The organism is Pedobacter ginsengiterrae, assembly GCF_039537385.1.
Lineage (GTDB): Bacteria > Bacteroidota > Bacteroidia > Sphingobacteriales > Sphingobacteriaceae > Pedobacter > Pedobacter ginsengiterrae.
Map to the genome: position 1 here is coordinate 324,769 of NZ_BAABAK010000004.1, position 13,166 is coordinate 337,934.

Consider the following 13,166-nt stretch of genomic DNA (forward strand, 5'->3'; position numbering starts at 1 on the left):
ACGAAGGCAATTCTATTATTCTGTAAAGAAAATGGGGCAAACGTTTGATTGATTTTTATCTTCAGAGTCTATTTATCTCATCGGGATGACAGTTAGTATGCTCCATAAGTTAATCTACCGATCACTGCGTTCCTCCATATTCAAATCCGTATCAAAAGGGCTTTTCGTAAAAGGATAAATGGTTTGTTTCACAAAGCCTTTTGGGTATTCTGCTTCATGAACGCCAGTCCCAGCTGGCCAATCTTTGCCTGGTAGGTAATATGTTCCAAATATCATATCAATAAAAGGGAATATCGATGCAAAGTTATGCCCATAATATTTAGGGTCTTCGCAATGGTGCCAATGGTGGTATTGAGGGGTGGTAAAAATGTATTTCAATGGGCCAAAATTTATCCTCGTATTGGCATGAATTAATACGGCATGAATGGCAATGAAAATGATATAAACATTAAATACTGTAGATGAAAAACCTAAAATATACAATGGAATAAATGTCATTGCTCGGGTAAAGAAGATATCAATAAAATGCGTTCGGCTTCCTGCCAGCCAGTCCATATTTTGTGTAGAATGGTGTATAGAGTGAAAACGCCATAAAGAAACTCTAGTGTGGAAAAAGCGGTGCGCCCAATATTGAAATAAGTCGGTAGCGAAAAAAGCCAAGAATAACGCAACAATAAAAGGCAAGCCTTGTACCCAGATGTGCAGTTGATCTAGACCCATCCAGCCGAAAAACAATACAGCAGGTTTTTGCGTTACAATACCAAAAAACTGAATAAACAAATGACTAATTACAAAGTAAGTTAAATCGGTTCGCCACTCTTCATGGAATTTGGTTTGCTCGTTATTTTTCGGAAAAAACAATTCGAGCGGAACAAAAATAGCAACCATTAAAAGTAAATCCAATATCATCCAGTCTAGACCAAAATGCCAGTTCGATTTTACAACATCTCTGCCTTCGACACTTAGTGCGCCTAAAATTACAGCTAAGGCTGCAAGTAAAAAACCTGGCCAACCCCATTTCAGTTTTTTGCTTAGTACCACACTTAAAGCAGCAAAAAAGAAGGAAGCAATTACGCCACCAAGCATGAGCACTTCCATACTGTCTTTGGTGTAAATTTCTCTAAATTCTGGGGTGGTTAATTTTTCTGGATAGTGAAAGCAGAGAATTCCAAGCAGGGCTAAAGCCGCTAAAAAGATGGAGATGTAGCCACTAATTTGTCCTTGGCCGATTACTAAACGTTTATTTGGAGACATTAATGTATGTTTTGTTTGAGAACAAGTATAGCAAAAATTTGGAATGATGTCTTACATCAAAAACAATAAATGATTTTTTAGCACTCACATTCAACAATTTGTAATTCCTTCATTTGCAAAAATATATGGAAGGTTTCTTTTCTTTATTTTGAAATTTAAAGCCTTTCAAGGCGCCTAAAAAATAAAACGAGACTGATATTTCTATATAACACAGCCTCGTTTGGAATTCTTTTTATTAATTCATTCTCTGCTACTCTTTTAAAAACACCAGACATTTCTCGCAAACTTTAAACAATAGTGGCGGTAAGGTTTCACTTTCGTAGGGATGACTGGCTCCATACACATGATTTGCGCCTTCGATTTTAACTAATCTACTGGATGGATTTGCATCTGCAAGTTTTTGTGCATTTTCGAAAGGAACATTTACATCATCATCGCCCTGTACAATTAACCAGGGAATGTTGATGCGTTTTGCAGCATCAATGATGTTAAGTGTATCAGCATTTTCTTGAAAATCTTCGAGCAAGGTTTTATTTAAGGGCATTTGCTCTTTTGTGCGGGCATTGGTTACATAGATTTTTCCTGTTTTTAACCATTCTGCTTCCTGGTCCTTTTTCCATAAAGAGCTAAAATCGGTAATGGCGCTCCAGGAAATCAATTTGTTAATTCTTAAATCGTTGGCCGCTTCTATAATGCTTAAGCCGCCACCGCGACTATGGCCAATTAGGTTTACTGGGGTTTCTTTACCGTATGCTTTTTCTATGTAATTCAAAACTTCATTCAAATCAAAAAGCTCTTTCGAAACGGTATTATTTGCAAAACCATCTAAGTCGGTCACGTCTTTTGGATTGCTTGCGGGTACACCACTGTATGTGAAATTGAATTTTATGTAGCGATAACCGTTGGCTGCAAAGTGGCGGGCAACTAAATTATGTGCGCCCCAATCTTTAAAGCCTTTAAACCCATGAACAAAAAGTACAATTGGCGTATTTGGGTTTTTATCATCAAATGTAATATCGCCAATAATTAATTTTCCATCAGCGCCGCTTAGGCTAAAATCATTTTGTTTAATCATAATTTAAGGTATTGGTATAAAATATAAACCTACAAAACAAGAATTTGTTGTTCGGGTTGATCTGCTTGTGTTTTTGAAGTGAATTTATTTATTCTTTTTTTTTATTGGTATGTGGTTTGATTTATTCTGCTTAAAAAACGCATATGGCTACAGAAAACCAAACCCCAAATCAGGAATCAGAAAATGGATTTTTCGATAATTTAAAAGGGAAATTGAATGAATTTACAGAAAAAGCTGGTGATGCCTTTGATGAAATAAAAGACAAAGCTGAAGATCTTTGGGAAGATACCAAAGACAAAGCTGAGGACTTGAAAGAAGAGGCTGAGGAAAAATGGGAAGATTTAACATCAAATGATGGGGATAAAAAATAAACTTTTGGGGTTTATAAATTGGAAACGGGTAAGGTTTAAATCTTACCCGTTTTTTTTGCGCTCTTGCATTGTTTTTTACAGAAACTTCGGGGTTCTAAATCCAATTGCAGTGAAAATCCTTTTTACCAAGCCTCCGAGAGGGGATTTGGGGTAAAAAGATTGAAACGAAAAGCGGGACTAACATTAAACAAAACCACTGCCTTTGCTTTTCATATTTCGACAGGCTTCTTATAACTAGTAGTGTAAATCCAGGCCCACCAGATGAAAAATGCTTGAAAAGGGATCCGAATCCAGGCGATTAATGGTGTAATTTCAATTGATTTTAGCATAAATGGTGCTTTCTGAATCATGTAAATATGGGCGGGCATAAAGGCTAAAAGCATCAGGATAATTAGCCATGCGGCAAGTTTTCGCGTTCTCTTAAAAAGCAGCATAATGCCAAAAGTAATTTCAGAAATGCCCGATAAGTAAATTAAAAATTTGTGGGCGGGCAACCATTCGGGCATAACTGCGTAATAACCTTGGGTTGATAGAAAATGGTTAAAGCCTGCTGAAATGTAGAATAAGGCATAAATGCACAGAACGATTTTAAAAGTTAGGGAAGGATTGTCAGTGTTTTGCATTTATTTAAAACCGTTCTAAATTGATGTAAATTACAGATTAATGACGGTGACATGCGTTAACCGTGTTACTTTTGTATCCCGATAATAGTTAACAACGGAGCACTTGGAATATTTAAAAGTAATAGCTTTTACGCATCACCACATCGACCTGAAATCTTTAGGGAAATTAGTTATTTGTGACCAGAGTTTAGATAGCAGGTTGAAGAATATTCAAACGGAACTTCCTGTTAGCGAAATTTTCTACCTTGGTACCTGTAACCGTGTAGAGTTCGTTTTCCTTACCAAAGAAAAAACCGATAAAGAATTCATCACTAAATTTCTAACGGTTTTAGATATGGGCTTGCCTCCTGAGTTTATGGAGCGTTTCCTTGAAAATGTTACCGTTTACGAAAATGAAGAGGCTTTTAATCACTTGCTTAGAACTTCTTGTTCTTTAGAAAGTTTGGTTGTTGGCGAAAAAGAAATTCTTGCTCAAATACGTAAAGCTTACGAAAACTGCCGTGATGCAGGTTTTACAGGCGATTATATGCGTATGATTATGGAGCGGGTAGTGAAAACGGCAAAAGAGGTTTACACGCACACCAATATTTCAAAGAATCCAGTTTCTGTTGTTTCGTTGGCTTATCGTAAGCTAAAAGAATTAAATATGTGTGGCAATTCACGCGTATTAATTATTGGCGCTGGTGAAACCAACCAGAATATTGCAAAATACCTGAACAAGCATAAGTACTCTAATTTTTCAGTTTTCAATCGTACGCTTTCTAAGGCCGAAACTTTGGCTGAAGAGTTAAATGGTAATGCCTATCATTTAAGCGCATTAGAAACTTTTACTGAAGGTTTTGATGTAATTATTACTTGTACTGGTTCTACCGAGGCTATTATTAACGAAGAACTTTATGCCAAATTGCTTAACGGCGATACGGGTAAAAAGGTAATTGTAGATTTGGCGATTCCAAATGATGTTGCCCCAGCGGTTATTCACAACAATCCTGTTCATTACATTGAGGTTGAATCTTTAAAAGAGGTTGCCCGCAAAAACATTCAGGAGCGTTACAATGAATTGGTTCATGCCGAAGATATTATTAGCAATAACATTACCGAGTTTTTTACAGTTTTAAAACAGCGCCGCATCGAATTAGCTATGCAAGATGTTCCCCGTAAGATTAAAGAAATTAAAAACACAGCACTTAATGGTGTGTTTGCCGATGAAATTAGTCAGATGGACGAGGCTTCTCGTGAAGTTTTAGAGCGTGTAATGAACTACATGGAGAAAAAATGTATTTCTGTTCCAATGATTATGGCTAAAGAAATTTTAGTTAATCAATCTTAATTCAACCGTTTTTTATTGTCGTCATTTCGAGATGCGAAGCAATCTTAAGGCTTTGAGCCATTACTTTCCCAGGCTTAATTTTTCTTAATGGTTAAATTAATTCTGAGTTTAAAGAATCTGTTCCATCGGTTGCAGATGCTTCGACTACGCTCAGCATGACAGGCTATTTAGGGTTGCTAAATGCAAAAGAGATTTTCGCTGCAGTTAGGTTTATTGACTTAAACGCCGTGCTTTTAGTTCAATAACCACCCCGCCCTGCGGGCACCCCTCCAAAGGAGGGGAATTCCCCTCAAAGTTTAAATATCGATGGATTAAAGCAGATCGCTAAGCCTATAACTGTTTTTTATTATCGTCATTGCGGGGTAAGAAGCAATCTTAAGGTTTTGAGTCATTACTTTTCCAGGCTTAATTTTTCTTAATTTCTTAATGGTTAGATTAATTCTGAGGTATGAAAGATCTGTTTCATCAGTTGGAGATGCTTCGACTATGCTCAGCATGACAGGCTATTTGGGGTTGCTACAAGCAAAAAGGGCTTTCATTGCAGTCAGGTTTATTGACGTAAATACTGTGCTTTTAGCTCAATAACCACCCCGCCCTGCGGACACCCCTCCAAAGGAGGGGAATTCCCCTCAAAGTTTAAATATCAATGGATTAAAGCAGATCGCTAAGCCTATAACTGTTTTTTATTGTCGTCATTGCGAGGTAAGAAGCAATCTTAAGGTTTTGAGTCATTACTTTCCAGGCTTAATTTTTCTTAATTTCTTAATGGCATAATTAATTCTGAGGTAGGAAGAATCTGTTTCATCGGTTGGAGATGCTTCGACTACGCTCAGCATGACAGGCTATTTAGAGTTGCTACAAGCAAAATGTGTTTTCATTGGATTCAGGTTATTGACGTAAATACTGTGCTTTTCGCTCAATAACCACCCCGCCCTGCGGGCACCCCTCCAATGGAGGGGAATTCCCCTCAAAGTTAAATATCAATTGATTAAAGCAGATCGCTTTAATCAATTATGTAACCTCACTGTCTCATTTTTAAACAATTTATGGTATAAGCACTATTTACCTTAAATTTGCGGCACATTAAAAGTTTATAGTGAAGAAATTAACCATCGGAACACGCGGTAGCGAACTTGCATTATGGCAGGCTAATCACATTCAAAGTGAATTGGCGGCTATCGGAATTGAAGCAGAAATTAAAATTATTAAAACGCAGGGGGATAAAATCCTGAATTTATGTTTAGATAAATTAGAGGGAAAAGGCTTTTTTACCAAAGAATTGGAAGAAGAGCTTTTAGCTGGAACAATCGATTTGGCGGTTCATTGCCTGAAAGATTTACCAACTAATCATCCGGCTGGGTTAACTATCGCTGCAATTCCTACACGTGAAGAAGCAACAGAATATCTTTTGATTTTAAAAGATTGCGTTGATGTTTCGCAGAAGCTTTCTTTAAAAAAAGGGGCGATGGTAGGTACTTCTTCAAACAGAAGAAAAGCGCAGCTTTTAGGTTTGCGCTCTGATTTAGAAATTGAAGATTTACGTGGAAACGTTCCAACCCGCATTCAAAAACTTCGCGATGAAAATTATGATGCTATCATGCTGGCGAAAGCAGGCATTAAGCGTTTAGGTTTAGATGTAAGCGAATTTCATATAGAGGAATTAGAACCAACTGAATTTGTTCCAGCGCCTGCACAAGGTGCTTTGGCCATTCAAATCAGAGAAAATGACCATGAACTTTTTGATGCTTTACAAAAACTCCACGACCCAGCAACAGCTGAAGAAGTTGGCGTAGAACGTAAAGTATTGAATATTTTTGAGGGCGGTTGCCACATGCCTTTAGGTTGTTACTGCAAAAAAGAAGACGGCCAATTCGAAGTGTGGACTTCAAAAGCAGAAACTGCCGATGATTTTCCTGAGCGTTTGTTTCTACGTTCGGAAACGACAGAGGGTTTAGCCGAAAAAATTGTAGCTAAATTTGACAAGGAAAGAAAGAAACCTGCCAAGGTTTTCATCTCCCGTGAAATTGGTGAACATAGTTATTTCCGTAAAGCTTTAGAGAGTAATAATATAGAAATAGAAGGACGTTCGTTAATTCGTACTTTTCCAATCGTTACTGTTTTAGATCAGTTTATATTAAAAAATATTGACTGGATTTTCTTCAGTAGCCGAAATAGTGTAGAGTATTTCTTCAATTTAAAACCCCAGTTACCCAAGAAAACACAATTTGGCGTAGTAGGTAGAGGCTCTGAAGATGCTCTGCGTAAGTTTGGGCATTTCGCTGATTTTGTTGGTACAAGCGGCGATATTAGCGAGGTTGCAGAAGATTTTGCGAAATTGGTTTCTGGCAAGAATGTATTGTTTCCAAGAGCACAGGATTCTTTACAGTCGATTCAAAAATCTTTGCCAGCGGATGCGAAAATCATCGACTTACCAATTTACGAAACGGTAATTGAAGAAAATATAGACCAAAGTTATGCCGATGTACTGATTTTTACCAGTCCATCGAATGTTGATGCTTATTTCGCTGATAATTTATTAGAACCTGGTCAGCAAGTGATTGCGATCGGTAATTCTACAGGGAAGAAATTTGACGAAATGGGCGTAAAATATGTTTTGCCATATTCGCCTGATGAAATCGGATTATCGGAAGCAGTTTTTGGGATAGAGATTAGGTAGGGGTTGAGGGTTTAAAGGTTTAAGGTGGAGGGTTTAGGAGCAGAAAGCTGAAAGACAAAAGAATAAAGCGAAAAGCAAGACCACATCGTCATTGCGAGGTACGAAGCATCTGCAACCGATGAAGCAGATGCTTCGTGCCTCAGCATGACAGGTTTTAAAAAAGATTGAAAAGAAAAGCGGAACTGTAATTATCGAAGTAAATTGCTTTTCATGTTTGGAAGGGCTTTAAAAATAAAAATGTTTCGTGAGGACACGAACCATGACGTTAGAAGGATAGAGATTAGGTAAAGGCTTTAAAGCGAAAAAACTAAAGCTTAGTGCGAGCAGCCTGGCCATTTCGTCATTGCGAGGTACGAAGCAATCTTAATTCGATGGGTTTTGAATAGCGATTGTTGTTGGATTACTTCGTACCTCGCAATGAGGACCGTTAAAAATTAACTGCTCGAAATAATAATAATACAAGATCAAGTCTTGATACTTGATAATAAATACTTGATACAAATAAAATGTTACATCGTCCGCGAAGATTAAGGAAAAACCCGTTGGTTAGAGAGATGGTAGCCGAAACCCGACTATCGAAAGATATGTTTGTGTACCCTTATTTTGTGGTGCCGGGAACGAATGTTACACATGCAATTGATGCCATGCCTGGTGTAAACCACTATTCGGTTGACACTTTGGTTAAGGATGTGGAAGCTGGAATGAAAAAGGGCCTGAATAAAATCATGCTTTTTGGTGTTGGCGATGAAAAATCGGCTGATGCGAAATCTGCTTATCACGACCATTCGTTAGTGCCAACGGCGGTTCGTGAATTGAAAAAACAATTCGGCGAAGATTTATATGTAATTACTGACGTTTGCGTTTGTTCTTATACGAGTCACGGTCACTGCGGAATTATGGAGAACGATTATGTTCAAAATGATAAAACAGTTGATGTGATTGCGAAAATGGCTTTAACACATGCGCAAGCAGGTGCTGATATGTTTGCACCATCGGATATGATGGATGGCAGAATTAAGGCGATGCGTAATCTTTTAGATGAAAATGGTTTTGTAAATGCGGCCATTATGAGTCATGCCACAAAATTTGCATCGGCTTATTACGGTCCGTTTAGAGAAGCAGCAGATTGTGCGCCAAGTAAAGGCGATAGAAAAGCATATCAAATGGATTTTAGAAATCCTTTGGAAGCTTTACGTGAAGCGCAGTTGGATGAACAAGAGGGTGCAGATGTTTTGATGGTTAAACCTGGTTTGGCTTATCTGGATATTATCCAGCGTTTGAAACAAGACACCAACTTACCAATTGCGGTTTACAATGTTTCTGGAGAATATTCGATGGTTAAGGCTGCTGCAGAACGGGGCTGGATTGACGAACAAAAAGTAGTTATGGAAACTATGCATGCCTTTGCAAGAGCGGGAGCAAGCATTATTACCACTTACCATATTAAAGATATTTTAAATAACGATTGGATGTAATTTGAGCTGAAAGCTTAAAGCCGAAAGATCAAAGCCACTTTAAAACGCTTTATATCCACTTTCAGCTTTAGTCTTTCAGTTTTAAGCTTAATAAAAATGTTAGATTCATTAAAGAAAATGTTTTCAGGCAACGAGGCCGATATTCCAGTAAATACAGGAAGTAAACCTGATATTTCGAGGGTAAAATCTGCGGAGTTATATGAGAAATCGAAAACGTATTTCCCTGGTGGGGTAAACTCGCCTGTTAGGGCTTTCAAATCTGTTTATGGTACACCACTTTTTATCGAAAAAGGCGATGGCTGTTACATTTGGGATGCTGATGGAAACCAGTTTATTGATTTCTGCGCAAGTTGGGGTCCGCTGATTTTAGGGCATAATAACCCGAAAATACGCGAGAAAGTGACTGAGGTGATGCAAAACGGAATGAGTTTCGGTGCGCCAACAGCTTTGGAAAATGAACTGGCAGAATTAATTATCAAGAACAATCGTTTTGTTGAGAAAATCCGATTCACAAGTTCTGGTACAGAAGCGGTTATGTCGGCGATTCGCTTGGCAAGAGGTTTTACGGGAAGAGATAAAATTTTGAAATTCGAGGGTTGTTACCATGGTCACAGTGATTCGCTTTTGGTTAAGGCGGGCTCAGGTCTGGTTACTTTTGGCGAAACTTCTTCAGCTGGTGTTCCAAAATCTTTTGCTGAAGAAACCATTGTAATTCCTTTAAACGACAAGGCTGCAATTGAACAAGCTTTTACACAATTTAAAGACCAAATTGCCGCGGTAATCATTGAGGGTATTCCTGCTAACAATGGCTTAATTTTGCAGGATGAAGAATACATTCACTTCTTAAGCAAAATTTGTAAGGAGAATAATTCGCTTTTAATTTTTGATGAAGTGATTACTGGTTTCCGTGTTGGTTTTGAGGGCGCTGCTGCGTTTTATGGCATCACGCCTGATATCGTTACTTACGGAAAAATTATCGGTGGTGGTTTACCTGTGGGCATGTACGGTGCGAGAGCCGAAATTATGGCACATATTTCACCTGATGGCGGCGTTTATCAGGCAGGTACTTTGTCTGGCAATCCAGTGGCGATGGCTGCGGGAATCGCAACCCTAACAGAGCTAAATAAATCTAGCTTTTATAAGGACTTAAATAATAAAACTCAGGATTTCGTAGCTAGTATTCAGCGTTTTGCAACTGCTAGAAATTATAAATTTAAAGTGTTTACGGTCGGTTCTATTTTCTGGTTCGCTTTTACGGATAAGGATAAAATTCAATCGGCTGATGATATTGATGCGGGTAGCATGGAGAAATTCAAGGTAATGCACCGAGAATTATTGAACCGTGGGATTTATTTAGGTCCATCGGGATATGAGGTTGGTTTCGTATCTTCAGCACATACGAAGATAGAATTGGAGAAAGCGAAGAGAGCGATTTTTGAGGCGCTTGATTTGGTGTTTAAGAAATAGGTTTTTGACCACAGAAGGGACCGAGGTTTTCACAGAGTGGAAAGACTTTTTTAACCATATAAGAATATAAGTAAACGAAAAAATTGGTTCGTGAGGACACGAACCATGGCGATTCGGGAGATTGGGAAGACTTTTTTAACCATATAAGGAAATGTAAGGTCAATATGTCGTCATTGCGAGGTACGAAGCAATCTTAAACCGAGGGATTTAAATTCGTAGCGATAGTTTTAGGATTGCTTCGTACCTCGCAATGACGAGAGTGTGAAGATACTTTGAGGGGTATCTCCCTTTGGAGGGGCGAGGGGAGGATTTAAGTTTGATGCACAAACGAAAGTTCGCTAAACCCGATTGAAGTGGAAATACTTTTTTATGCAGCAACCTCGAATATGCTGTCATGCTGAGGTGCGAAGCATCTGCAAGCTATGAAACAGATGCTTCGACTACGCTGAGTATGAAAAAATTGTTTCGTGAGGACACGAACCATGGCGAATGAAATAACCAAATGAGCAAAAATTGCTTTCCATACTTCAACGCTGAGTATGAAAAAAAACGTTTCGTGAGGACACGAGCCATGGCAATAATGGACATGCCTTTTTTATGCAGCAACCTCGAATATGCTGTCATGCTGAGGTACGAAGCATCTGCAAGCTATGAAACAGATGCTTCGACTACGCTGAGTATGAAAAAAAATGTTTCGTGAGGACACGAACCATGACGATAAATAATATAATTTAGCATCTAAGGAATAATATCTTAAAATCCTTAAATCATAAAAATCCTGGTAAAGACAGATGAAGAAATCCATTATCATATTTTACGCACTATTACTTTACGCATTGATTCAGCTCATTTCTTGGGGTACTTTGGTGGTGCGTTTGCAGCCGAGTCGCATGACGATGATTATGGGGGAGGGCTCGGTGTTTTTGTTTCTGCTTTGTATTGGCGGTTATTTTCTCCATCAATCATTAAAACGCGAAGATAAACTAAGAGAGCAACAGCAGAATTTTTTGATGTCGATTACCCATGAGTTGAAATCGCCTTTGGCTGCGATAAAACTTTCTATCCAAACCATTGTTAAAAGAGATTTAGATAAGGCCCGACAGGTTTCGCTTTTAAATAATTCGTTAAAAGATATTGAGCGTTTGGATGATTTGGTTGAAAATATGTTGTTAGCAACCAAGATTGAAAATCGTTCTTACACTTTTCCGAAAGAGGAATTTAATTTTTCGGAACTGGTTTATAAAATTACGGATCGGTTGCAGGTTCACTCTTGCGGAAACGAGCAACTGATCAATGCGCAAATTCAGCCAAATTTGCAGTTAATGGGTGACAAGTTTGCCTTATCGTCAGTTGTGACGAATTTGATTGAAAATGCGGTTAAGTATTCAAGTCCTTGTGATGAGATAAATGTGCTTTTAGGCCAAGTTGACGGGCATATTCAACTGAGTGTGATTGATAAAGGACCAGGTATTTCAGATGCCGAAAAAATGTTGATATTTGATAAGTTTTACCGAGTTGGTAACGAGAATGTCAGGAAAGCGAAAGGAACAGGTTTAGGCTTGTTTATTGTGAAAGAGGTTTTACAATACCATGATGCAGATATTACAGTAAAAGACAATTTGCCTCAAGGAAGTATTTTTGAAGTAACATTTAGTTAATCTCAATTATGTCACAAAAATTAAGAATTCTATTGGTAGAAGACGAGGATCACTTGTTAGATGCTATCAAATTAAACCTGGAACTTGAGGGTTATAAAGTTCACGCCGTTAAAGATGGCAAAACCGCTCTTAAAATATTTAAAGAAGAACGCTTTAATCTAATTATTTTAGATGTAATGTTGCCTGAAATGGATGGTTTCCAAGTTTGTGAAACAATCCGTTTAGAGAATGCAGAAGTTCCGATTATGTTTTTAACTGCTAAAAACACGTCAGAAGATCGTGTTTTGGGTTTGAAAAAAGGTGCTGATGATTATTTAGTTAAACCTTTCAACTTAGAGGAATTAATTCTTCGTGTTGGTATTTTGGTAAAACGCAGTTTAAAATCGGATGATTTAAAAGAGCTAAACTCTTACAAAATTGGCGATAAAACGATCTATTTTAACTCTTTCGAATTGAAACACGACGATGGTACGATTACGCCATTAACGAAAAAAGAAACGATGTTGTTGAAGCTTTTAATTGAGCGTAAAAACGATGCGGTTTCTCGTGAGCAGATTTTAGAAACGGTTTGGAATTATGATGTTTATCCATCGACCAGAACGATTGATAACTTCATTTTAACGTTCCGTAAGTATTTCGAGCCAGATCAGAAAAATCCTGTTTATTTCCACTCGATTCGTGGTGTAGGCTATAAATTTACTGATATTCATTAATGTACAATAGTCTCGGTAGGTATGTGTTGATGGCCGTTTTTGTGCTTGCTGCGTTGGTTTGTGTTTATTACAATCAATACCAGCTGGCGGCGGTTACGGGGTTTTTATTTTTATTTATTATTTGGAGTCATTTCAGGCATAGTTCTGTTTTAATGGCCTCAAAATATTTTAAAAATAATGAGTTTGATAAGGCGAAGTTGATGCTAGCGGAAGTTCCGAATGCAGAAAGACTATCGAAAAACCGAAGAGGCTATTATGAATTTATGCAAGGCAACCTGGCCTTAAAAGAGGAAGATTACGAAAAGGCTGAATATCACTTTCAGTTAGCCAGTCGTTTTCCTGTTGGCGGAAAGAATGAGAAAGCTTATGTATTAATACACCTGGCTAATCTCGCTTTGCGAAAAAAAGATAAAGAAAAGGCAGAAGCATACACAAAGTTGGCCAAGGAACTTGCAGAATCATCACGTTCGAAAGATATTATTGTGAAAATAGAAAAGGAAATAGGCAAATTATAATACTAATA

Annotated in this window: 12 protein-coding genes; 8 read left to right on the plus strand and 4 right to left on the minus strand. The window is 37.9% G+C overall.

Going from position 1 to position 13,166, the window contains the following annotated elements:
* Window positions 1-114 precede the first annotated feature (114 nt).
* Window positions 115-1,254 carry a sterol desaturase family protein gene (locus ABD692_RS06200; RefSeq protein ID WP_316763617.1) on the minus strand — a complete coding sequence of 380 codons (1,140 nt, stop codon included), beginning with the start codon at window positions 1,252-1,254 and terminating at the stop codon, window positions 115-117.
* 250 nt (window positions 1,255-1,504) lie between these two features.
* On the minus strand, window positions 1,505-2,329 hold the full coding sequence (locus tag ABD692_RS06205) for an alpha/beta hydrolase family protein (RefSeq protein WP_344765870.1): 825 nt from the start codon (window positions 2,327-2,329) through the stop codon (window positions 1,505-1,507).
* A 143-nt stretch (window positions 2,330-2,472) separates the two neighbouring features.
* Between ABD692_RS06205 and ABD692_RS06210 the strand changes: the two genes are divergently transcribed.
* Window positions 2,473-2,700 carry a YtxH domain-containing protein gene (locus tag ABD692_RS06210; protein WP_344765871.1) on the plus strand — a complete coding sequence of 76 codons (228 nt, stop codon included), beginning with the start codon at window positions 2,473-2,475 and terminating at the stop codon, window positions 2,698-2,700.
* A 209-nt stretch (window positions 2,701-2,909) separates the two neighbouring features.
* Here the strand turns inward: ABD692_RS06210 and ABD692_RS06215 are convergent, their stop codons facing one another.
* Window positions 2,910-3,323, minus strand: coding sequence for a DoxX family protein (locus tag ABD692_RS06215; RefSeq protein ID WP_344765872.1), 414 nt, complete (start codon window positions 3,321-3,323; stop codon window positions 2,910-2,912).
* Between the two features lie 103 nt (window positions 3,324-3,426).
* Here ABD692_RS06215 and hemA point away from each other — a divergent pair, with 103 nt between their 5' ends.
* Window positions 3,427-4,653 carry a glutamyl-tRNA reductase gene (gene hemA / locus ABD692_RS06220; RefSeq protein WP_344765873.1) on the plus strand — a complete coding sequence of 409 codons (1,227 nt, stop codon included), beginning with the start codon at window positions 3,427-3,429 and terminating at the stop codon, window positions 4,651-4,653.
* Window positions 4,654-4,964: 311 nt separating this feature from the next.
* On the opposite strand, the gene ABD692_RS06225 is transcribed toward hemA, so the two are convergent.
* The gene (locus tag ABD692_RS06225) at window positions 4,965-5,150 is read right to left on the minus strand and encodes a hypothetical protein (protein ID WP_344765874.1); all 186 of its coding nucleotides are present in this window, start codon (window positions 5,148-5,150) and stop codon (window positions 4,965-4,967) included.
* Window positions 5,151-5,749: 599 nt separating this feature from the next.
* On the opposite strand from ABD692_RS06225, the gene hemC reads away from it, so the two are divergent.
* From hemC to ABD692_RS06255, 6 genes are all read left to right on the plus strand, one after another.
* On the plus strand, window positions 5,750-7,330 hold the full coding sequence (gene hemC, locus ABD692_RS06230; protein ID WP_344765875.1) for a hydroxymethylbilane synthase: 1,581 nt from the start codon (window positions 5,750-5,752) through the stop codon (window positions 7,328-7,330).
* Window positions 7,331-7,836: 506 nt separating this feature from the next.
* Window positions 7,837-8,805, plus strand: a complete 969-nt coding sequence (gene hemB / locus ABD692_RS06235) for a porphobilinogen synthase (RefSeq protein WP_344765876.1) — start codon at window positions 7,837-7,839, stop codon at window positions 8,803-8,805.
* Between the two features lie 96 nt (window positions 8,806-8,901).
* Window positions 8,902-10,272: a glutamate-1-semialdehyde 2,1-aminomutase gene (hemL, locus tag ABD692_RS06240; protein ID WP_344765877.1), complete on the plus strand. Its 1,371-nt coding sequence runs from the start codon at window positions 8,902-8,904 to the stop codon at window positions 10,270-10,272.
* Window positions 10,273-11,063: 791 nt separating this feature from the next.
* Window positions 11,064-11,930: a sensor histidine kinase gene (locus tag ABD692_RS06245; protein WP_344765878.1), complete on the plus strand. Its 867-nt coding sequence runs from the start codon at window positions 11,064-11,066 to the stop codon at window positions 11,928-11,930.
* Window positions 11,931-11,938: 8 nt separating this feature from the next.
* The gene (locus tag ABD692_RS06250) at window positions 11,939-12,643 is read left to right on the plus strand and encodes a response regulator transcription factor (protein WP_109926856.1); all 705 of its coding nucleotides are present in this window, start codon (window positions 11,939-11,941) and stop codon (window positions 12,641-12,643) included.
* Complete coding sequence (locus ABD692_RS06255; protein ID WP_344765879.1) at window positions 12,643-13,158, plus strand: hypothetical protein; 516 nt, start codon at window positions 12,643-12,645, stop codon at window positions 13,156-13,158. The genes ABD692_RS06250 and ABD692_RS06255 overlap by 1 nt, the downstream gene beginning before the upstream one ends.
* Window positions 13,159-13,166: the final 8 nt, after the last annotated feature.